Source organism: Flavobacterium sp. BFFFF1, assembly GCF_002256285.1.
GTDB lineage: Bacteria > Bacteroidota > Bacteroidia > Flavobacteriales > Flavobacteriaceae > Flavobacterium.
The window spans coordinates 1-22,142 of record NZ_NKJE01000039.1 but is presented as its reverse complement, the minus strand read 5'-3'; the positions used below and the strand labels follow the sequence as shown (position 1 = coordinate 22,142).

Annotated in this window: 20 protein-coding genes and 2 pseudogenes; 15 read left to right on the top strand and 7 right to left on the bottom strand. The window is 44.1% G+C overall.

Translation table 11 applies throughout. The annotated features are described in order from the left end of the window. From CFE23_RS15485 to CFE23_RS15475, 3 genes are all read left to right on the top strand, one after another. On the top strand, positions 1 to 206 hold a 206-nt coding region (locus tag CFE23_RS15485; protein WP_291089989.1), incomplete at its 5' end, for an ATP-binding protein. A gap of 70 nt (positions 207 to 276) precedes the next feature. Continuing rightward, positions 277 to 1,524, top strand: coding sequence for an NAD(P)/FAD-dependent oxidoreductase (locus tag CFE23_RS15480; protein WP_291089986.1), 1,248 nt, complete (start codon positions 277 to 279; stop codon positions 1,522 to 1,524). 362 nt (positions 1,525 to 1,886) lie between these two features. After that, positions 1,887 to 2,573, top strand: a complete 687-nt coding sequence (locus CFE23_RS15475; protein WP_291089983.1) for a hypothetical protein — start codon at positions 1,887 to 1,889, stop codon at positions 2,571 to 2,573. A 47-nt stretch (positions 2,574 to 2,620) separates the two neighbouring features. On the opposite strand, the gene CFE23_RS15470 is transcribed toward CFE23_RS15475, so the two are convergent. Together CFE23_RS15470 and CFE23_RS15465 are read right to left on the bottom strand one after the other, a co-directional pair. Then, complete coding sequence (locus CFE23_RS15470; RefSeq protein WP_291089980.1) at positions 2,621 to 3,919, bottom strand: hypothetical protein; 1,299 nt, start codon at positions 3,917 to 3,919, stop codon at positions 2,621 to 2,623. Positions 3,920 to 4,040: 121 nt separating this feature from the next. Beyond that, positions 4,041 to 4,385 (bottom strand): hypothetical protein, encoded by a 345-nt coding sequence (locus CFE23_RS15465; RefSeq protein ID WP_291089977.1) that lies wholly within the window; start codon positions 4,383 to 4,385, stop codon positions 4,041 to 4,043. A gap of 79 nt (positions 4,386 to 4,464) precedes the next feature. Between CFE23_RS15465 and CFE23_RS15460 the strand changes: the two are divergent. Next, positions 4,465 to 4,716: pseudogene (locus CFE23_RS15460) on the top strand (GIY-YIG nuclease family protein); the annotation flags it as partial. Positions 4,717 to 5,066: 350 nt separating this feature from the next. Here CFE23_RS15460 and CFE23_RS15455 read toward each other — a convergent pair. Together CFE23_RS15455 and CFE23_RS15450 are read right to left on the bottom strand one after the other, a co-directional pair. Then, on the bottom strand, positions 5,067 to 6,494 hold the full coding sequence (locus tag CFE23_RS15455) for an L-serine ammonia-lyase (protein ID WP_291089975.1): 1,428 nt from the start codon (positions 6,492 to 6,494) through the stop codon (positions 5,067 to 5,069). Between the two features lie 107 nt (positions 6,495 to 6,601). Continuing rightward, positions 6,602 to 7,708 carry a DUF2235 domain-containing protein gene (locus CFE23_RS15450; RefSeq protein ID WP_291089973.1) on the bottom strand — a complete coding sequence of 369 codons (1,107 nt, stop codon included), beginning with the start codon at positions 7,706 to 7,708 and terminating at the stop codon, positions 6,602 to 6,604. Between the two features lie 194 nt (positions 7,709 to 7,902). Here CFE23_RS15450 and CFE23_RS15445 point away from each other — a divergent pair, with 194 nt between their 5' ends. The 5 genes from CFE23_RS15445 (at position 7,903) to CFE23_RS15425 (ending at position 13,493) form a co-directional block, all read left to right on the top strand. Further along, complete coding sequence (locus CFE23_RS15445) at positions 7,903 to 8,802, top strand: EamA family transporter (RefSeq protein WP_291089970.1); 900 nt, start codon at positions 7,903 to 7,905, stop codon at positions 8,800 to 8,802. Then, positions 8,792 to 9,760 carry an endo alpha-1,4 polygalactosaminidase gene (locus tag CFE23_RS15440; protein WP_291089967.1) on the top strand — a complete coding sequence of 323 codons (969 nt, stop codon included), beginning with the start codon at positions 8,792 to 8,794 and terminating at the stop codon, positions 9,758 to 9,760. The genes CFE23_RS15445 and CFE23_RS15440 overlap by 11 nt, the downstream gene beginning before the upstream one ends. A gap of 143 nt (positions 9,761 to 9,903) precedes the next feature. Then, on the top strand, positions 9,904 to 11,796 hold the full coding sequence (gene dnaK / locus CFE23_RS15435) for a molecular chaperone DnaK (protein WP_291089964.1): 1,893 nt from the start codon (positions 9,904 to 9,906) through the stop codon (positions 11,794 to 11,796). Between the two features lie 94 nt (positions 11,797 to 11,890). Further along, positions 11,891 to 13,045 carry an AAA family ATPase gene (locus CFE23_RS15430; protein ID WP_291089962.1) on the top strand — a complete coding sequence of 385 codons (1,155 nt, stop codon included), beginning with the start codon at positions 11,891 to 11,893 and terminating at the stop codon, positions 13,043 to 13,045. Continuing rightward, positions 13,035 to 13,493, top strand: coding sequence for a hypothetical protein (locus CFE23_RS15425; RefSeq protein WP_291089960.1), 459 nt, complete (start codon positions 13,035 to 13,037; stop codon positions 13,491 to 13,493). Before CFE23_RS15430 ends, CFE23_RS15425 begins: the two co-directional genes overlap by 11 nt. Positions 13,494 to 13,632: 139 nt before the next feature. On the opposite strand, the gene CFE23_RS15420 is transcribed toward CFE23_RS15425, so the two are convergent. Continuing rightward, on the bottom strand, positions 13,633 to 14,520 hold the full coding sequence (locus tag CFE23_RS15420; RefSeq protein ID WP_291089957.1) for a Brp/Blh family beta-carotene 15,15'-dioxygenase: 888 nt from the start codon (positions 14,518 to 14,520) through the stop codon (positions 13,633 to 13,635). 123 nt (positions 14,521 to 14,643) lie between these two features. Here CFE23_RS15420 and CFE23_RS15415 point away from each other — a divergent pair, with 123 nt between their 5' ends. Together CFE23_RS15415 and CFE23_RS15410 are read left to right on the top strand one after the other, a co-directional pair. Next, positions 14,644 to 15,369 (top strand): bacteriorhodopsin-like, encoded by a 726-nt coding sequence (locus CFE23_RS15415; protein WP_291089992.1) that lies wholly within the window; start codon positions 14,644 to 14,646, stop codon positions 15,367 to 15,369. Between the two features lie 133 nt (positions 15,370 to 15,502). After that, positions 15,503 to 16,108, top strand: a complete 606-nt coding sequence (locus tag CFE23_RS15410) for a hypothetical protein (RefSeq protein WP_291089955.1) — start codon at positions 15,503 to 15,505, stop codon at positions 16,106 to 16,108. Between the two features lie 152 nt (positions 16,109 to 16,260). Here CFE23_RS15410 and CFE23_RS15405 read toward each other — a convergent pair whose 3' ends face one another. Continuing rightward, positions 16,261 to 17,478: an MFS transporter gene (locus CFE23_RS15405; RefSeq protein ID WP_291089952.1), complete on the bottom strand. Its 1,218-nt coding sequence runs from the start codon at positions 17,476 to 17,478 to the stop codon at positions 16,261 to 16,263. Between the two features lie 104 nt (positions 17,479 to 17,582). On the opposite strand from CFE23_RS15405, the gene CFE23_RS15400 reads away from it, so the two are divergent. From CFE23_RS15400 to CFE23_RS15390, 3 genes are read left to right on the top strand one after another with little or no spacing between them, the layout of a single operon-like run. Further along, complete coding sequence (locus CFE23_RS15400) at positions 17,583 to 18,185, top strand: DUF1684 domain-containing protein (protein ID WP_291089949.1); 603 nt, start codon at positions 17,583 to 17,585, stop codon at positions 18,183 to 18,185. Beyond that, complete coding sequence (locus tag CFE23_RS15395) at positions 18,185 to 18,838, top strand: TatD family hydrolase (RefSeq protein WP_291089946.1); 654 nt, start codon at positions 18,185 to 18,187, stop codon at positions 18,836 to 18,838. Before CFE23_RS15400 ends, CFE23_RS15395 begins: the two co-directional genes overlap by 1 nt. A 29-nt stretch (positions 18,839 to 18,867) precedes the next feature. Beyond that, positions 18,868 to 19,581 carry a tRNA threonylcarbamoyladenosine dehydratase gene (locus tag CFE23_RS15390; RefSeq protein WP_291089942.1) on the top strand — a complete coding sequence of 238 codons (714 nt, stop codon included), beginning with the start codon at positions 18,868 to 18,870 and terminating at the stop codon, positions 19,579 to 19,581. 28 nt (positions 19,582 to 19,609) lie between these two features. Here the strand turns inward: CFE23_RS15390 and CFE23_RS15385 are convergent, their stop codons facing one another. Then, a complete protein-coding gene (locus CFE23_RS15385) occupies positions 19,610 to 20,674 on the bottom strand; it encodes an SRPBCC family protein (RefSeq protein WP_291089939.1) in 1,065 nt (354 codons plus the stop codon). A 156-nt stretch (positions 20,675 to 20,830) separates the two neighbouring features. Between CFE23_RS15385 and CFE23_RS15380 the strand changes: the two are divergent. Further along, positions 20,831 to 22,142 (top strand): annotated as a pseudogene (locus tag CFE23_RS15380) (dihydrofolate reductase); the annotation flags it as partial.

Genomic DNA, 22,142 nt, shown 5'->3' with positions numbered 1-22,142 from the left:
ATCTGGCTGACAAAGGCAAAGGCATCGATACGCGCTACCAGGCGCGGGTATTCGACAAGTATTTCCAGATTCCGGGAAGCCCAAAAACAGGCACCGGACTCGGACTGGCCATCAGCAAAGAGTTCATCGAAGCGCAAAACGGCACCATTGGGGTCGAAAGCGCCCTCGGGATGGGCAGTACCTTCTATTTTTCGCTTCCGGCTTAAAGGTTAAAAAATTCCGCAGCGGACCATCGGATATTGCTATTGATTCTTTACTTTAGGAAAAACAATGGCCATGAAAATTATGATCGTAGGCGCCGGTGCGGCAGGCATTATGGCCGCCAATATGCTCTCCAAAAAAGGTTTTTCGGTAACGGTACTCGAGCAGCAGGAACGCATCGGGGGGCGCATCCACACTTATGTGCCGGAAGGGTTCGTGAATGCCGTGGAGGCAGGCGCCGAATTCATCCACGGGCACCTTCCGCTGACTTTAAAGCTGCTGAAAAGGGCGCAGTTGGCCACAACGACCGCTTCGATGAACATGCACCGCATCGGCAATGGTAAAATCGTACACGGCTTCGGCAGGAGCAAGGCGTGGGGCCAGTTTTATGCGCTCCTGGAGGCACTTGAAGCCGATACCACACTTGATGCGTTCCTCGGCAGGCATTTCCCCGGTAAGAAATACCGTTTGCTGCGCGACGAAGTGCAGCAGATGGCGCAGGGACTCGACCTCGCGGACCCCGCCGAAGTGAGTTTGCTGTCGCTGAAAGCAGAATGGCTGTCTGAAGAAACCCAATACCGCCCGGTCACGGGATACCAGCCTTTGTTGGAATTCCTGTACAACAAAGCAGCGGCTGGTGGCTGCAAAATAATCTTCAACGAAACGGTAAAATCCATCCGCTGGGAACGTGGCAGGGCAGTGGTACATACCTTAAACCAATCATTTGAAAATGATATCGTAATCATCACTTCCTCATTGGGTTGCTTGCAATCCGAAGACATAAAATTTGCTCCCGAAATTCCAGAACTGCTGCCGCAATTCCAACGGATTGGTTTTGGCGCCGTGATCAAACTGTTATTCGAATTTGACCAGCCGTTTTGGGAGCAGGAACTGCCGGAACTCGGCTTCCTGTTTGCCGAAAAAGGATTCACGTTCTGGACACAGCTCGACCAGCACGTCCCGGTATTGACCGGATGGATTGGCAATGATTGCGTCTCCCATTACGATGCTTTTTCAGATGAAGCGCTCATCAACATTTCCCTGGAGACACTGCTGGAAGCCTTTCCCGAAACCCAATTGCATTTCCGGACTGCGGCCGTGTTCCGTTACAATGCACAATCGCCGTCGCGTGGCGGCTATTCGTGGCCAAAACCCGAAAGCAGGAAGGCGGTAAAACAGCTCAATAAGGGCATCGAAGACACGATTTTCTTTGCGGGAGAAGCCTTTGACCCCACATTTGAGACGGCGACGGTCGAAGCAGCACTCGAGAGCGGGAAATATGTGGCTGGCAGGATCATCAGGAAGTTTCGCAGGGATTCCTAAGTACGGTCCTTTTTATAATTCACCCTTAATTACTGCCGAAAAGCAGCGGCAACGCAGTTAAAAGGGTAGAAAAGGCATTCGGCAGGGCTGTCTTTAGTCACAATTGGCCATCCAAACGCTAAAACATCGCTTCCGTATGTGACAATTACCCATCTGAACACTGTGTTGAATCTTCGGACGACAACAATTGGTCGTCGGAATACCAAAAAACACCATCGGAACACCAGACGGAGGCTTCCGCGGGTGACGCGTGGTCTTCCCAACGCCACGACAATGCATCCGACTGACAAACAGCGCCTTCCGTCCGCATTGGCATTGATAAAAAACTTGGAATTGATCCTACAAATTTTTATTTTAGTGCGATGAACAAGAAATCGGTCCGTAGAAAATACAACCTTACCGATGCCCAGCTGGTCGCGATCAGTCAGGAGAAAGCGGCATTCATGCTTCGTGACCTCACGTCGTTTGCCGCCTATGGCATTACGGCCAACGACGTCGAAGCCTTGCGTGTGGACGCTGCAGCATTTGCCGACCTTGAATCCGATGGTGAAATTGTCGCCGAAATTTCGGAGGCCAACGCAGTGAAAAACAAGAAGCGCAAAGCATTGTTTGTGGCCATCAAAGGCGTGATGGTTCGGGTTGGAAACGTGTTCGCTTCCGGCACTGCCGAATATGCCGCTTTTGGGACGGCGCGGCTTTCCAGGCAAACCGACGCGCAATTCATCGCCACGGCAAAGGTGGTGGCGAAGCAGGCGCGCGCGCATTCCGGTGCATTGGCTGTAACGGGACTCACTACCGCCATGGTGGATGATATTGACGTGTTGGCACAGGAACTAGAAGTATTGCTCATCGACCTGAAATTGAAGAAAAGTGACCGCGAGCTGCTTCGGGAAGTGCGTGTCACGGCGGGTAACGCGTTGTATGCCAAGTTGATCAGATACGCCAAAACGGGCCGCAACATCTGGGAGGCGGTACATGCCGCAAAGTGCAATGATTATGTCGTGTGTAAGCGGGTAAAGGGCAAGTCAGAGGCTGCTTTGTCATCCTGACGCGTTAAGGATCACACGCATGCAGCTTCTGATTGGGTGGATTGCATTTAATCCCACGCCATATTCCTGTAACCGATGGTTTTTCTATATTCTGGCAGCTTGGATGATGGTATTTTGGTGTTGTAGATATGTTCAAACAAGAATATTACTTCGTCGAAGTTCCTGAGTCCGATGTTGTGCATGTATAGGAGGAATTGTCCCGCATCGTCTCTCAGACCGGCAAAAATACCTTCTCCTTGTGAGTTGCAAACAACAGCTTCAATGACCGCAGTATGTGTGGGTTCATCATATTTTATCTGGTCTAACATCAATGTTGAAGGTAATCCGCTGCGTTTCTTTGCATGGTTTAGCGCATTCAGCTTATGTCCAATTTCCTCTACATTGGGTTCTGCGCTATGCTCCTCCTCGCCATAGTCACCGGCAATATTATCGTAGTAAGTCATGCCGGTAAAGGGATTCAGCAGGTTTACATTGGCCTTGAGCCTGTATCCGATAAACAAAAATACACCTGTATCATAAGCCACATCTTCAGCAGTTTCCATCACGGTGGTTTCAAAATTCCACAATTGTCCGATATGACTCTTGTAACTGAAACTGTAGCAGTATTTGTTCCAATAATCCGCAACGAGCTGTCCTTTTGCCCTTACGTCCTCTGATGACATGGCCGAAATATCAATGCCTGCAAGCTTGTACAGGTCGCATTGGAATGATGGCCAGCCTTCTGGTTCACATTTATCTACGGCCGTGATTCGAAAAAACATGCTGCCAACCTCATTTTTTGTAGGGGGAAGAATTTTCTGGCAGTAGGAAACAATGGGAAGGCTATTGGTAGCCGGTACCGGCACTTGGTCGGGTAAGGCAGCATCGATACGCTTTAATTTCCTGCACAACTGATGAAATAGCGCGACATCGTTATTTTGGATGTTAAATAAAATGCTCCTGACCTCGCGGTTGGTAGTGCTGTCGCTATGGTCTTTCCTGAAGTACGGCCCGAAGACTACCTTGTGCGTCTGTATTATCGGGTTGGTGAAAAAAACATAAATGCGGCCACTGACCTTATCCTCGCCAACAAAGTCGAAATCCTTCCACGGGATATTGGTGTAGCTGTCAGTAGTGCGTGCGAAATGCTCAGTCTGTGTAAAACTTACCGACATATAGCCGTCGAATGAATGCGTAAACTTGCTGCAATCCGCATTCATATTGTTATTATAATATTGAATATCTGATGAATAGCTCGAGGCATTTACGAGTTTGCTCATCTGCAGTGCGATTTCGCTTCGAGACTGTGTAAAGCCATAAGTGCCCTGTAAAAAGATGATGGCAATAACAATTTTTTTGATAGACATGTGTTTCTGGTGTTTGGTAGTGCTAAAAATACTCAAAAAACCAAATGCTGATGCTTGTCAGGGTGAAATTACCTCTTATTTGACGTTAGCCCTTATATAATCTATCGATGAGATAGACACATTATTCTTTAAGCAATTCCAAAGTGTGCTGCAAACCATCACCCTCCCATCCAAAGTGCCCCGGAATAACGTACTGAGGAGCTGTGAACCGCTTCCTGGAGCGTTTTATGGATTTCGACCATGCCTTTAGGTCAGCATCATCCGTCCGCGAATGGCCCCCAGCATTGTCATCCTGACGCAGGAAGGATCCCACACACGCCTCATCCGCCCGCCCGCCTTGTAGGGCATTGTCATCCTGACGCAGGAAGGATCCCACACACGCACCATCCACACGCCCCGAACATTTAACATTTTTTCCATAAAAACCATCATTTGCCAACTTAATAAACCAATACCTTTGATCCATGTTCCAAACCGAAGGATACCATCGTTACTACGGTTACATCGTTACGAATAAAAACAAAACCGTATGATATACCGGTGTTACAAACAATCTAAAAATGCGCCTTAGGGAGCACAAGGAGCAGGCTTTAAAAGGTAATGCCTCCTTTACGTCGAAGTATAATGCCTTCTATTTATTGTATTTTGAAAAATTTACCTGGATACAAGAAGCCATCGCCCGGGAAAAGGAAATAGAGCAATTTCGCCGAAAAGAAAAAGAAGATTTAATATTGCGTTTAAATCCGCACTGGATTTTTTTGAATTACTTATTTGACACACCGACGTCTGAAAAGTAATACCTTTATTCGGCTTGTGTGGGATCCTTCCTGCGTCAGGATGACAAGCCTGATTAAAAGCACTTGTGTTTAAGCGCTATGGTTTAGGGTAATAATCAATAAAAGGGTTATGCTAACAAACTGTTTTGACCGCATGGCGAAGAAGGGTTCGGGTATGTCAGACGTAAACATCCATCGTAAGCGGCGTCATCCTTGATTTTTAGCTGTAACCTAAGCTAACGGACATGGAGCGTGCCACCCACATTATTCGGGGAAATGTTTGTTACCCGATTGGCGGCACGTTTTGCAGGGATTCCGGGCTTTTGCCTTCCGAGCTTCCGATCTTTTGAACTTCAAACGTTTGCTATCGCCTAACAGTCTGCCATATTTACTGCCACGGCAAGGCCTCCCTCAGACGTTTCCTTGTATTTTGAATTCATGTCCTTTGCGGTCTGCCACATCGTGTTGATGACCTTGTCCAAAGGCACCTTCGCATTCCGTGCGTCGGTTTCCATGGCCAGCTCGGCCGCATTAATGGCTTTGATGGCGCCCATAGTGTTGCGTTCGATACACGGAATCTGGACCAATCCACCAATAGGATCGCACGTGAGCCCGAGGTGGTGCTCCATGGCAATTTCTGCCGCCATCAATACCTGGTCTGGTGTACCGCCCATGACTTCTGTCAGGGCTGCTGCCGCCATGGCAGAGGACACCCCGATTTCAGCCTGGCATCCGCCCATCGCAGCAGAGATCGTCGAGCCTTTCTTAAAGATGCTGCCAATCTCTCCGGCAACCATCAGGAACTGTTTGATTTCCTTTTCGCCCGCTTCGTGGTTTTCTATCACGAGATAATACATCAAAACGGCCGGTATGACGCCCGCACTGCCATTAGTGGGGGCTGTGACGACACGCCCCAAGGCGGCATTGACTTCATTGACGGCGAGCGCAAAGCAACTCACCCATTTCAGGATCTGGCGGAATTTCACTTCCGTTTTGCGGATGGTTTCGAGCCATTCCTGCGGGTTGCTGTAATTGGCCAGGCCGATCAATCCCTGGTGCATGTCAAAAGCGCGGCGCCTGACATTGAGTCCGCCCGGCAATATGCCTTCAGAATGGCAGCCAATATACATGCATTCGAGCATGGTGTTCCAGATGCGCATCAATTCATGGTCGATATCCGCTTCTGTGCGCATGGATTTTTCATTTTCGTAAACGATCTCAGAAATACTCCGTTGCTGTTCCTGGGTGTACAGCAGCAGTTCTGCCGCCGTTTGTATCGGGTAGGGGAAAGCGCACTTGATTTCCATCTTCTTTTTGGCATTCGGACGGTCTTCCTTGACGACAAACCCGCCGCCGATGGAATAAAACGTAGAGACATATTCAATGCCGTCGTTTAGGAACGCGGTAAAAGTGAGCCCGTTTGCATGAAAAAGCAGAAAGTTCTTGTTGAAGACGATATCCTGCAGGAACCAGAATGGGATGTCCCGTTCGTTGCCAAGACGGATGACATGGTTTTCTTCTATCGCTTTGATGATGCCTGAGATATTTTCCACCGGGATATATTCAGGATCCTGACCACTCAATCCCAGCATAACAGCCAGGTCCGTGGCATGGCCTTTCCCGGTTAGGGACAGCGACCCATAGAGGTCGACTTTGACGCGTTCGGTTTTGTGTAAAACGGCTTCGGCACGAAGTTCTTCAAGGAACCTTTCTGCGGCGCGCCACGGTCCCAGGGTGTGGGAACTTGATGGCCCGACGCCAATTTTAAGCATGTCAAATACCGAAATACATTCTTCCATAGCAAATGAGTTGATACGCAAATATAAACGAAAACGGCAAAATCAACTATTAAAATTGAAGAATTGGTAAACGGCAGGGCTATATGATGACAAAACAATAAATTACATCATACGGTTTCGCGTTTGTGGAGCGGTAGCCTGTATTTTTCGATGGCCTCCTTCAGGTTCTTTGGTTTGTACTCTTTTACAACATTGTAGCGGTCTAATGCCGAGTCATGAATGTCTTCATTGGTCACAAAATCATATTCGTATGGGCTGCTGAGCGGTAGTTTTTCTTTGCCAATGCGATAAATCGGACGCCTGGCGGGAGGCCACAATTTGTAGAACGAACTTCTGGATTCAATGAGCGTCCCTTCGCTCTTCGGGTTGAAATTTTCGGTTGGGATCTTCAGTGACAAACCCGTATCCGCAGCTTTTCGGGCCATCCATTCAAAAGCAATGTCGCTAAGTTCTGTGTTTTTGTAACCGCCGCCTACGTTGCTGTGGGCGCCGGGGAACCAAACCTGTTCGACGGTCTGTTTGTTTGGGTCACTGTTCTTGCTGAGCTGCCACAACGTGGGCAGGAACAGCTTGCGGTGCTCATCAATCGCGATGGCGTGGTAGGCGAACCTGACATGGCTGCTTAAGGTACAGTCGTGGAATTTATATTTTTCGGCATTGTACTTTGACAGGAAACGCAACGGGAGTCCTAAACTCCCCACGGTATCCCAGACCCCGATGAACTTGATGGGCGTGATGTCTTCATGGCAATACTGCCTCCTGAACGAGCTCATGTAGTCGGATTCCGGCAGGGTATAGCTGTTGCGGTCGCGGTAGTGGGAGTAGGCGAGATCGACAAGGTGGATGTTTGGCGCTTTCAGGACGCCGCAATTTCGGATTAATCCGGCGACACTTCGGGCGGTGTACGCGCCGCGGCTGAAACCAAAAAGGTATAGTTCGTCCCCCAGCTCATAATTCATGACGACGAACGAATAAATATCCATAATCTTTTTGTCGATGCCGAAACCCTTAAGCCCGCCAAAGATCTGGTCGACTTTGTTGTAGGTACTGCTCCCGACGCCGGTTTCGTAAAACTTTACCTGCCGTATGCCGTTGTCATCAACGGGTTCGACACATTTGTACATGATTTCGACATTCGTCTGCACAAGTTTGCCATCCTCGGTAACGCCGGGCCGGTTCCAGGTGCCATCACAGCATACTACAATTCGTTTCATAATGTTTGTGGTTTGGTTTTTCCAAAAATACCGCATTAAAATGGGCGGTGAAATACCCGATAGAGGGGATTTTTAGCCTATAAAAGTCACCGTGACCAATTCGTTTTTACCCGCTTAGTGCGCTTGTCGGATCGGCTTGTTTCCCTATCGCTTTCGCACATGGATTTCGTTACCTTTGCCGCATAATTTAAGATATGCGTTTCAATAAATATTACCTGGCTGCGCTGACTGCCTTTGTCGTCTGGGGATTTTTCAGCCTGGTGCTTAAACCGTTACACGATTTTCCTTCGCTTGACATTCTGTTCTATAGGATATTTTACGCCGTGGTACTGCTGCTGGCGATTAACTTAGGTTTCCGGAGGGAAGCGCTGCGGAAGGATTTGGCGTTGTGGCAGTCTTTTACAAGAGACCAAAAGCGTCGTACCATCGGGATGACGGTGGCGGGCGGTGTTTTACTGACTGCAAATTGGTTTATCTTCATTTATGCAATCAACCACGTGAGCCTGAAGTCGGCGTCGTTTGCCTACCTCATTTGCCCCATTGTAACGACTGTGCTGGCCTATTTTATCCTCAAAGAGACGCTGAGTAAATGGCAGTGGCTGGCGATTGGTATTAGCGCGCTGAGTTGTGCCATATTATCCTACGGCAGCATGAAGGACCTGCTTTACAGTCTGGTCATTGCGCTGACATTTGCGTTGTACCTAATCATCCAGCGCAAGTACAATCAGTTTGACCGGTTGGTCGTTTTGAGTGCACAGATCATAATTGTCGCTTTGCTGATGCTGCCCTTTTTCCCGGCGTACAGCGGTCCGGTACCGGTGGGCTATTTTTTTTATACGATGATTGGCATTATTGCCGTTGTGTTTACGATCATTCCGCTGTTTTTGAATTTATATGCTTTAAAAGGAATGGATTCAGCAGCGGTTGGCATCCTGATGTATATTAATCCGATGATCAATTTCCTGTTGGCCGTTTTTTGGTTTAAGGAAGACATTGACCTGGTGCAGATCATTTCATACGGGCTCATATTGGTTTCCGTAATTATTTTTAACGAACGAATTCTATTTAAACGAAACGCACGCCATGAAAATTAAATTCCTAGTCCTTTTAACCGTGTTGTCTTTTGGCTGCACGAACTCGGATTCAGAAACACCGATGGAACAGCTGGACTACAAGCAGGAAATGCGTGATTTCGTGATTGGCATCAGCCAAAAAGCGAAAAGCCTGAATCCAGCGTTTGCGGTTATTCCGCAGAATGGTATCGAGCTCGTCACCCAATCCGGCAATCCCGATGGTGTCGCAGCACAGGCTTACCTGCAGGCGATTGATGGAAATGGGCAGGAAGACCTGTTCTATGGCTATGATAACGACAATGTCGCCACGCCAGCTGCGGTTACCGATTACCTTAAGTCCTTTCTGGATATTTCAAAAGCCAATGGCAAAACCATACTTGTCACCGACTACTGCTCGTCAACTGAAAAAATTGCCGATGCGCACAATAAGAATTCACAAAACCAGTACATTTCATATGCTGCAACCGAAAGGGCATTGAATGTAATCCCTTCCACGGCGATTCCTAATGAAAACGGCAACGTCATCGGCGCACTGTCACAGGCAAAAAACTTTTTGTTCTTAATCAATCCTGAAAACTTTACGTCGAAGCAGGAATTTATCAATGCGGTAGCCGCGACGAATTATGATGCGGTGATTTTGGATTTATTCTTTAATAATACCGAATTCACTGCGGATGATGTGGCCCAGCTTAAAAACAAAGCCAACGGGGGCAAGCGGATGGTGATTTGCTATATGTCCATCGGCGAGGCGGAAGACTACCGTTATTACTGGAATGACGCCTGGAACAACCAGAAGCCCGACTGGATTAAAGCGGAGAATCCGGATTGGCCTGGAAACTACAAAGTGAAGTATTGGAATGGGGAATGGCAGGCGGTCATTTTCCGAAACCAGGATTCTTACCTTAACAAAATTGTAGGCCGTGGCTTCGATGGCGTTTATCTGGACATCATTGACGCATTCGAGTATTTCGAAAACTAAAATGTCATCTTGTCATATTATTTTTCCATTATGTCAATGTATACTGACAATTTAAACCATTTTTTATTGTGGCACAGTCATTGTAATACGACGGTCAAGTTTGAAAATTGAAACACACAATAAAGAATTTAAAACAATAAAAAATGGGTAAAATAATTGGAATTGACTTAGGAACTACGAATTCATGTGTTGCCGTAATGGAAGGTAACGAAGCGGTGGTAATCCCTAACTCAGAAGGAAAAAGAACAACTCCGTCGATCATCGGTTTCGTTGAAGGCGGTGAGATTAAAGTAGGAGATCCTGCCAAAAGACAGGCGGTGACCAATCCTACCAAGACAATCGCTTCGATCAAGCGTTTTATGGGACACACGTTCTCTGAAACAGAAGAAGAAGCAAAAAGAGTTCCTTACACAGTAAAAAGAGGAGACAACAATACACCTCGTGTGGATATTGATGGCCGTCTTTACACGCCACAGGAACTTTCTGCGATGACTTTGCAGAAAATGAAGAAAACAGCTGAAGATTACCTGGGACAAACGGTAACTGAAGCGGTTATTACAGTACCTGCTTATTTTAATGATGCGCAACGCCAGGCTACGAAAGAAGCTGGTGAAATTGCAGGTCTTAAAGTAATGCGTATCATCAACGAGCCTACCGCTGCGGCATTGGCTTATGGATTGGACAAAAAAGGGCAGGACCAGAAGATTGCGGTTTATGACTTAGGTGGTGGTACTTTTGATATCTCGATCCTGGAATTGGGTGACGGTGTATTTGAAGTATTGTCTACGAATGGTGACACGCACCTGGGTGGTGATGATTTTGACCAGGTTGTTATTGACTGGCTGGCGGACGAGTTCAAATCTGAAGAAGGAATTGACCTGCGTTTGGATCCGATGTCATTGCAACGTTTGAAAGAAGCTGCTGAGAAAGCAAAAATCGAATTGTCATCTTCTGCAGAAACGGAAATCAACCTGCCATACGTAACGGCTACCGCTTCAGGACCAAAACACTTAGTAAAAAAACTATCCCGCTCTAAATTTGAGCAATTGGCAGATTCATTGGTAAAACGTTCTATGGAGCCGGTTGCAAAAGCATTAAAAGACGCTGGGCTATCGAAGTCAGATATTGATGAAGTAATCCTTGTGGGTGGTTCTACACGTATCCCAAGAATCCAGGAAGAGGTAGAAAAATTCTTTGGAAAAAAAGCCTCTAAAGGTGTGAATCCTGATGAAGTGGTAGCCATTGGAGCTGCAATCCAGGGTGGTGTATTGTCGGGTGATGTAAAAGATGTATTGCTTTTAGACGTAACGCCGTTATCCCTTGGTATTGAGACAATGGGTGGTGTTTTGACTAAATTGATTGAATCAAATACCACAATCCCTACAAAGAAATCACAGGTATTCTCTACTGCGGCGGATTCACAGCCAAGTGTTGAAATTCATGTATTGCAGGGAGAAAGGGCTTTGGCCGTTGACAATAAAACCATTGGACGTTTCCACCTGGATGGTATTCCACCGGCACCAAGAGGTGTTCCACAGATTGAAGTGACATTTGATATCGATGCCAATGGTATCATCAAGGTTTCGGCTACTGACAAAGGCACCGGAAAGTCTCATGACATCCGTATCGAAGCTTCTTCAGGTTTGACACAGGAAGAAATCGAAAGAATGAAAAAAGACGCAGAAGCCAATGCTGATGCGGATAAAGTAGCAAAAGAAAGAATCGAGAAGCTGAACGAAGCGGACGGTATGATCTTCCAGACAGAAAGCCAGTTGAAGGAATTGGGTGATAAATTATCCGATGAAAACAAAACAGCGATTGAATATGCTTTGACCGAGTTGAAAATGGCGCACCAGAATCAGGATCTCGCTGCCATCCAAACAGGCTTAGACAACATCAATGCAGCCTGGAAAACAGCCACTGAAGCGATGTATGCGCAAGGTGATCAGGGCCAGGGACAACCAAGTGCAGCAGAACCTCAGGCTGAGGCACAGGGTGACAATGTGCAGGATGTTGATTATGAAGAAGTGAAATAAGTTTGTAGATCGAAAGATTGAAAGACTTTAAGATAGAAAGCGCTGGAATTATTTCCCGCGCTTTTTTATTATATTTACCTGCAATTAAAGAAAAATGGAAAAACTGATTGTTAAAAATTTCGGACCTATTAAAGAAGCTGAAATCGAGCTTAATAAGTATGTAGTTTTTATTGGTGATACTTCAACAGGGAAAAGTGTGTTGGCGAAGTTGATTGCTATATTCAGGGATAGTTTATTTTCAATATTGGGCAGCAACAACGAAAATCAATTGAACTTTAAAGACCAATTGATTAAATTCAATATTAATTTCAATACTGAAAACACAGAAATATCTTTTTATGAAGATGAAATTAAACTATTATTTCTTAGAAATGATTTTATAGTTCTTTCAGATCAATCAATTAAAGAAGATTTTAGGAAAGAGTTTAAAGAATTGCATAAAGAATCGCTTAAAAATTTTCATTGGCCTAAATTTTTAGATTTTGATGAGGAGCAATTAACAGACTATATATTGCAGCAGACATTTTCTCAAATAGTATCTACCTATATTCCTGCTGAAAGAATTTTAGTTTCCTTAATTAGTAACTCTATTTCCGGGCTTTTGGCTAATAATGTTGCACTTCCTGAATGTTATAAAGAATTTGCAGCTAAATTTGAAGTTTCAAGAAAAAAAGATAATATCTATCATTATAAAGACTTTCAAATTCAATATGATTTTGATAATGGCAGAGATAATATTTCTGTAAACAACTCAAAAATTTTACTTAGTGAAGCATCAAGTGGTATACAGTCTTTAATTCCGATGCTATTAGTATTGGATACAGTTGTTGAAGAACACTCCTTAGAGTCAAGTAAATTATTAATTATTGAAGAACCAGAATTAAATCTTTATCCTACTAGACAAAAAAAAATAGTTGATTATTTTGTAGGCAGAATAAAAAATATTAGTTGTAAGTTAGTCATTACAACCCATAGTCCATATATCCTTTCCTCATTAGATACATTACTTTTAGCAAAAAATACTTTTAACGAATATCCTGATTTAAAAGAAGAAATTAACGCAATTGTTCCAGAATCCAACTGGATCGATTATAGTGATTTATCAGTATACGAAGTCAGAAACGACGGAACAATAAAGTCAATCAAGAACGAAGAATTTAAAAGTATTGATACCAATGCAATCGATGGCGTTTCTGATATTATTTCCGAAGAATTCGATAGACTAACTGAATTGAGGTATGCACAATAGTTTTGAAGAATTATGTATTGCGCATAAGTCAGAATGTGAGAGTAATGATTGCGGTGTAAGGAGTAAAGTTGCTGTTGAAAAAGGTAAAAGATTTGAAATTGTTTCAAATGAAGATTTTATAAAGTTAAGAATTGATGATTGTTTAGTTAAATCACAACAAGTTAAAAAATGTGATTTTGGATTTGTAAGAAATTCTAATAAAGAATTTTATTTTGTTGAGTTAAAAGGTTCGGATATCGATACGGCTTACGAACAAATAATAAATACTATTGATATTTTTCAACGAGAATTAATACAAATTCCAAAACCACAGCGATATGGATTTATTGTTTCGTCTAAAGTGCCGAAATCAGGCACTGACGTAAACAACTTAAAACAGGATTTTGCTAAAAATCGAGGCAATAAATTAGAAATAAAAAATAGAGATCTCAGACATTCTCCAAAATAAGCGGACTTTAACGAGTCCGCTTTTTTTATGGCTTCACTTCAGGTTTTAAAGCTGTTAATCCATTAAATAAAATACAATCCAGCGCAAAAACGACTTTGCATGTACAGCAGTTTAGGCATAAATTATTGAGATCATTAACCTAAACTGCTTTTTTGCCAAACATTTTTAAAATAACGAATACGTGCGGAAATGTTATTGATGCCAGGAAGGCGAAAAACAACGCATCAAAAATAACCTGATCTTTAAAGAGCCCGTATACGGTTACGATACCGAGAATCGAAATGATCCAATAAGGAAATGATTTTGTAACATATAATTTTGCGTGTCTATAGTCGAATTTTCCATAAAGAAACGCTATTTGGTCGAGCATCGAAGGAATACTATGCCATAAAATAAAATATAGCGCAAAGCCCCAAATGAGGCTGGCTGTCTTAAAAATAATGGAGAATACCAAAAGGTAGAACAACTCCCTAATGACCAAAAACCTGAAATTTCTGTCGATGGAGGCTACCACAATGCCTGAAATCAACATCAAGCCTGACGTGATTATGAGTCCGTAAATGAAAAGAACCGTTGGTACCTGCCCTGATATGATTGCTGCAATAATGTGCTGCACTTCCTGTAAGTTAAAAATAAATATCAGGAACAACACATGCAGTCCATAAAATAACTGAAATAAAAACTTCAGCCAGTCCGGCGTCAGACCGATCTTTCTTACCCAATGCTGTTCGCCGAAATGATAACCACTAACAATGACGAAAAAAGACAGCGCCAACTTCGGGAAAATATAAAATACAGACACGCCGGCACTTACCAATACTAAATAATAAAAAAGTACTTTAGGATACTTTGATGTTTTCCGCTGGTCAATCTTTTGGATCAGCAGCAAATCGTTAGCCCCATGTAGTATTCCAAACGTAAAAATCATAGCGAAACCCAAACTGCTTTGTATGGACTGTGACATAAATGAGTCGCCCCAAAGCGCCATAAAGCTTGCTACCATTGCGAAATTATAATATTTGGACACTGATTTTAAATTTTGTTTAAATATAGTCAAAAAAAATTAAACAAAATTTAATCTAGTTTGTTTAATGTTTTGTATATTCGCTTAAACAATTTTATTAATTCATTCTAACAACAACAATTTATGATGGCAAATTTTCTGGTTACCCCGTTAACAGTCTCAAAAATGTTACCTACTGATTACGTAGGATTTACGTTTTTTGTAGGCTGTATGGCCATGATGGCTGCTTCAGCATTTTTCTTCTTGTCGTTAAACCAATTTGACAAGAAATGGCGTACTTCAGTTTTAGTTTCTGGCCTCATTACATTTATTGCTGCAGTGCATTATTATTACATGCGTGATTACTGGTCCGCTTTTCAGGAATCACCAACATTTTTCCGTTATGTCGACTGGATTTTAACCGTTCCATTAATGTGCGTCGAATTCTACTTAATCCTCAAAGTAGCAGGAGCGAAGCAAAGTTTATTATGGAAAATGATTCTTTACTCCGTAATCATGCTGGTAACAGGGTACTTCGGAGAAGCAGTTGATCCTTCGAATGCATGGATCTGGGGATTGGTTTCAGGGCTGGCGTATTTTGGGATCGTCTATGAAATTTGGTTGGGCGAAGCATCCAAGTTGGCAGCCGCAGCAGGTGGCAACGTGCTTTCCGCTCACAAAATCCTGTGCTGGTTTGTGTTGGTTGGCTGGGCCATTTATCCGTTGGGCTATATGCTCGGAACCGACGGCTGGTACACCAGTTTATTGGGTAGAGGCAATGTAGATGTGGCATACAACATTGCAGATGCCATCAACAAAATCGGATTTGGATTGGTAATTTATAGTTTGGCTGTAAAATCACAAAAAGACTAGTTTTTATCCATTTAGTTTTTGATGACAAGACCGGGTTTTTACTGACTCGGTCTTTTTTTTGTTGTTAAAAATCTTGAAATCGATGCGGAGGTACATGATATTTTGTAATTTTCAGTCGGTAAAAATTTTAAAAATGAAAAAGATTCTATTGCTGTTGACTTTAAGCATGATGTGCACCGTAAGCTACTCCCAAAAGAAGAAGCCCGTAAAGAAACCTGTCGCGGCGACAATCGCCCTGACTAAAGCTGATAATCTTTCGGCGGAAATTGTCAGGAACAGGTTCTGTGTTTTTGTGACTAACGGAAAAGCAAAGGACTCCTTGTTCAGCAGACCGTTTGATCCTGCCAAAACGCAGCCGATGGATGCCAAAATTACTCCATTTAAAGCGAAGGGCGTGCAGCTTTATGCGATCAGCTGGACGCAGAAGAACATCTCGCAAAGCACGTTAAAGAACGAGGAAGCTACTACGACATTTACGGAAATCTGGGACGCTTCGGCCATGAAACAGATTATTGCAAACAACCAGGTGACGACAAAAGTGAGTGAAATTGTGTATCTTGATAAGAACAAAACCGTGTCCGAAACCCAGCAGAAGATGCGTAGGGAAGGCTTTGAACTAACGATTACACCGGAAGGGGATATCATCCTGAAAAACAAGACACAGGAAAATAGAATGACTTACGATCCTACCCAGCAAAAATTTATAAGCGCTGCACCCGCACCAAAGAAAAAGAAATAAAAGTAACGCCGGATTTGATGTCCGGCGTTTTTTATTCAAACGGTAATGTTGCTGTTTCAAGATGTTTCTTTGTGATTGATTTTGCAACTGGCTTAAAAAGTACAGCTTATAAACACAGATGTAGTCACGGTACAATCGGTATGTCAGCAACTTCAAGAGCGTTCCCGTCTCAGCAATTTTTGAAGGTACAGGCAGCATAGGACAGCGAGCACACCCAGCGTTCCCATGACGATCCAATTCACCTGATATCCCTCATGGTCTATAATCTCCATCCCTATTTTAGAACTGCCGATGTGCGCGAGGCTGAAGCTCATTGTAAACAACGCCATGTAACGCCCTTCATGTCCTTTTGGCGCGCGGCTCAGTGCAAATGAATTTGAAAATGGGAAGATGAACATTTCACCGAATGTAATAAACAGGATGTTTACAACCAGTATTCCGGCCCATGCATCCCAAAGCAGCGCAAAGAAACTCGCGCCCATCATCATAGAGCCCCAGAGGATGAGTTTAATCTTATCGACCTGTTTGCGTTCGAAATAGCTGACGATAGGCATTTCCAGCAAAAATATGAGCAAGCCATTTAACGTCATTAACAATCCGGTTTGCAATTCCGTTAGGCCATACTTTTCATGATGGTATAACGGCAGTGTGGAGAATATCTGGAAAAAAGTCATGGCGGTGGCAAAGCTTACAAAAAGGAATGCCCAGAAGACCCGGTCTTTAAAAACCGAGTCGGCGAACACGGCTCCTGGATGCTGCTTGTCAAGATAAGGCGATTTTTTCTTTTCTTTCACCATTAGCGCGAACACAGTAATAGCAATGATGCAGGTAGCGCCATCCACCCAAAACAAACCCTGGTATCCAATATTCATAATGATTAATCCGCCTAATGCCGGACCCGCAGCAAATCCCAGGTTGATCGCGAGCCGGACCAGCGTAAAGGCACGCGCGCGGTTTTCAGGTTTGGCATAGGTTCCGAGCGATACAAACATGGCCGGGCGGAACATGTCGGCGACCGTCATGATCGCGAACATCCCCACGCACAGCCCCCAGAAAGTCGTGATATATTGCAATACGAAAAATAACAGGCCGCTCGTAAATAGGCTGAAGATCATGATCCTGTAAAACCCCATCTTATCTGACAGCTTCCCTCCAAGAAACGAGCCCAGCATGGAACCGAGTCCAAAGGCCACCATGATCCAGCCTACCTGCGCATATGAAAAATGAAGGTTCTCCTTTAGGTATTTTGAAAGAAACGGCAGCACCATGGTACCTGCGCGGTTGATAAAAGTAATCGTAGTGAGTATCCAGACTTCGCGGGAAAATCCCCTGAAATTGTTAATGTATCGCTCGAAACCTTTTTGCAGCATTTTTTGTTTGGAAAGTGGTGTAAAGGTATAAAATTGTACGGATTTTATCTCAGAAGCGGAGCGGTTTATCGGACAGTTTATTTATTTTTGTCAAAAATTGGCTGATGAAAACCCTGTGTTATCTAGTGTTGCTTTTTTCTATTCCCACTGCGTTCGGGCAACAGTTTTTTGTACGGGATTCTGCCGTGGCATTCCAGAAAAGGCTCGATAGCGAATATGCCGACAAAAAACAAAGTCCGCTCACCGAGCAAGACCGTAAGAAATTCAACGGACTGCATTATTATCCGGTGGACGGCAAGTATTTTGTTTTGGCGACGCTGACCAGGACCCAAAATGAGATTCCGTTTGCCATGCCCACTACCACGAGCAGGAAGCCAATGTATGTTAAATATGGCGAATTGACTTTTACGCTTGACGGCAAAGCATGCCGGCTGAATGTATATCAGAGCATTGACCTGGCGAAATCTGTAAAATATAAGAATTACCTGTTCCTGCCGTTTCTGGACCTGACATCAGGTGAGGAAAGTTATGGAGGTGGTCGCTATATTGATCTCGCGATACCGGAAGGCGACATTATTGCAATAGACTTCAACCGTGCTTATAATCCGTACTGCGCATACAACAACAAGTATTCCTGCCCGATCACCCCAAGGGAGAATACACTGGATGTCGCGATTGAGGCAGGGGTTAAAAAATTTCACGATTAATGGGTTTCATCAACCTCCATACGCACCATCATACGAATACGGACATTTTGGAACTGGTCAATCAATATCCGGATACTTTTGTTGATGGCCTCCAGCATTATTCCATTGGGATTCATCCATGGCGTATTAATGACGCAGATGTGGAGGCACAGTTGGATTTTATTGAGCAAAAGATGATTGACACCGCCTGCCTGGCCGTTGGTGAATGTGGACTGGACAAGCGTATAGAGATTCCGTTAGCACAGCAACTTCCTGTTTTTGAGGCGCAATTGCGGTTGGCAGAGCAATATTGCAAGCCAGTAATTATACACTGTGTCGCTGCATTTCAGGAAGTTATCGCGTTAAAAAAGGAGATCGGCATCAGTGTGCCGATGGTTGTCCATGGATTTTCAAAAAACAGCCAGGTAGCACAAAGCCTGCTGGACAATGGTTTTTATCTTTCCTTTGGAAAATACCTGCTTAGGAATCCCGAACTTTCGCCGGTATTTACGGCTGTTCCCAATAGTCGTTTTTTCCTGGAAACAGATACCATTGAAGAGGATATTTCGCAGGTATATGAAGTGGCGGCGGGATATAAGGACATCTCATTGGAAGACTTGAAGGAAATTGTAAAAACGAATTTCCTGAATGTATTCAGTAACAATACAGCATAAATAATTTTGATTAACGAATATTGATTGACATGACAGCATGGACAGAAAGGGCCGAGTTATTGTTTACGGCGGAAGGTCTTGAAAAATTAAATAAATCGAACGTATTGGTTGTGGGTTTAGGGGGCGTAGGCTCGTTTGCCGCCGAGTTTATCGCGCGGGCGGGCGTTGGCCGTATGACTATTGTGGACGGTGACGTGGTGGATATTACGAACATCAACAGACAACTACCCGCACTACATTCAACGGTAGGCATGCCAAAGGTCGATGTTGTCGGTGACCGACTCATGGATATCAACCCTGAGCTGAAGCTGACACGGATTACGGAATTCCTATCGCCGGAGCGCGCGTTTGAAATTGTGTCAGACGAATTCGACTTTGTGATGGATTGTATCGACAGTGTGACACCAAAACTAAACCTGCTGATTGCCGCAAAGCGCAAAAAGATCAAAGTGATCAGCAGCATGGGTGCAGGAGGGAAGATGTTGGCTTCGAAAGTCAAGGTGGCAGACATCAGCAAGACCGAAAACTGCTTTTTGGCGAAAGCGATTAAGAAAAGGCTGCGGCAGGTTAAGATTGATAAAGGCATTAAAGTGGTGTATTCCTCAGAGATTCAGCAGCAGGGCAGCCTCCGCAAAACCGACGGCAAGAATTATAAGAAATCTTTTTATGGTACCAACAGCTACATGCCCGGACTTTTCGGATTGTATGCTGCGGAGACGGTTATCAGGCATTTGCTGAAATAGAAAAATCCGCGTTACGCGGATTTTTGCTTTATTCATTTATTGGAATCGTTGGCGGAGTCGCGGTGGCAGTTGGTGGCGTGGCCGCTGGGACTGTTTTCACCGGGATCATGTAGGCCGTCTGCCACTTTGAAGGGTGGCGGTTCTCCGTCGCGGTGATTTCGTAAATTTCCATTTCATGGCTCGAGCCGCGTTCCATCTTATTTTCGTTGAAATACTTCATTGCCTTGCTTCTTGCGGCATTCCGGTGTGAATAATCGCCGGTAAGAGTAGTCTTTAAGGCGCTAAATGGCTCCAGAAATTCTACACTGATGTCGCTTTCCCTGGACACGAAAATCTCTTCCTTCAATGGGGCGCAAACGGCGAAGTGTACGGTGTCTGCATCCGGATTGTCAAAAATAACAAAAGGTTTGCCATTCATTTTTAGGTTAGTCTTCTTAAAGAAATTGATCACTTTTGGGAGCTGTAGGTGCAATTGCCCAAGCATTTCGCTTTTAAGACAAACGATTTTCTTTTTGACGTAGAATCCACCGCCTTGTTGTACAATACCATTAACTTTGATGTCGAAGGTATTGATTTCCTTTGTGATGGTTTTATTGAGGTTGTAAAGGCTTTGCTCAAAGAGGTCGCCCATCAATCGATCAGCGCCGCCAGAAAATGTCGCATTCACTTTGGTCATAAAATCAACTGAGCCTTTTGCTTTCCAGGTTACTTTAGTGCCGCCCACGGTATCCTTAAAGGTAATGAACGAGTCATAGTTGTGGTCCGACACGACCGCCTTCTGTACGATGCTGTCGTTTTGTCTGGCAAACAGTGTGGTCATTTTACCGTCGCTGCTGCCGTCCCAAGAATAGGAAGCGCCTTGCCCAACGGTATTTTCAGCGTAAATAAATTTCATATCTGCATCACCTTCTTTCCAGGAACCCCAGTCTTCCCAATTCTTATAATCATTTACGTAGTTGTAAACGACTGTTCTCGGGACATTGATGACTACGGAACGGGTAATCTCGAATTCACTTTTCTGGGTGGCAACGTATACCGTGATTGCAATCGTAGCAAGTAAAATCAGTAGGAAAATATATTTTAGAATTCTCATGATTAGGGTTTTCAATGGCGATGGTAAAGTTATAAATTATATTGGTATTTTGTTTTACGTAAATATTTAAGTATCCAAGGTAAACCGCAATCCGAAAATATGTGGTTGGATTCGCTATATTTGTTTACAATAATCTAAATAACTAAAATTTAAATAATGAAATTAAGATCATTTATTGGCTTGTGCTGCGCCGCTTCGATCGCTGCTTCGTGCCAGAAAGACAACAAAACTAACGCTGCAAAGACGGACGGCGATTTCGAATATGTTGCGGAACAGTTTGCCGACATTAAGGTACTCCGTTACAAAATCCCGGGTTGGGAGAATCTGACACTAAAAGAGCAGGAACTGGTATACTATCTTACGCAGGCTGGCATTGCAGGCCGCGATATTTACTGGGACCAGAATTATAAATACAATTTAAGGATACGTAAAGCACTGGAAAACATTTACCAAAATTATAAAGGTGACAAGAATACAACGGACTGGAAGAATTTTGAAATTTACCTGAAAAGAGTTTGGTTCGCAAATGGTATCCACCACCATTATTCGATGGATAAAATCAAGCCGGATTTTAATAAAGCTTACCTGCAACAGTTGATGACCGAGACAAAAACGTTACTGGCACCTGAAATTGTTGACGTCTTATTTAACGACCAGGACGCAAAGAAAGTAAACCTCGATGAATCGAAAGGTTTGCTGGCAGGATCTGCAGTCAATTTCTATGACAAGGGAATCAGTGACAAGGATGCGGAGGATTTTTACAAAAAAATGATCCCTGCTGACAAAGAACGTCCTTTGTCTTTTGGCCTAAACTCTAAATTGGTACGGAATGCTGATGGTTCGCTCAGCGAGAAAGTATACAAAAGCGGCGGAATGTACGGTGCGGCGATTGATAAGATCATTTACTGGCTTGATAAGGCAAAAAGTGTTGCGGAAAATAAAAAACAGGGCGATGCTTTGGAGCTGCTGATCCAGTTTTACAAAACCGGCGACCTGAAAAAGTGGGACGAATACAACATCGCCTGGCTTCAGGCGACGGAAGGGAACATTGACTACATCAGCGGTCTTGTCGAAGTGTATAACGATCCGCTTGGATACCGTGGTTCTTATGAAGGCGTTGTGGAGATTAAGGATTTCGACATGTCGGCAAAGATGGAAAAGATTTCAAAAAATGCGCAGTGGTTTGAGGATAACTCACCACTACAGCCAGAGCATAAAAAGAAAAATGTGGTTGGTGTATCGTATAAAACGGTGGTTGTCGCCGGCGAGTCCGGGGATTCTTCTCCAAGCACGCCGATCGGGGTTAATCTTCCTAATGCCGACTGGATTCGTGCGGAATACGGTTCTAAGTCGGTTTCCCTCGGTAATATTGTGGACGCTTATAACAATGCTGGTGGTACCGGGAAATTAAAAGAGTTTGCGAATGACCAGGAAGAAATTGACAACGAACTGAAATACGGCGAGCTTG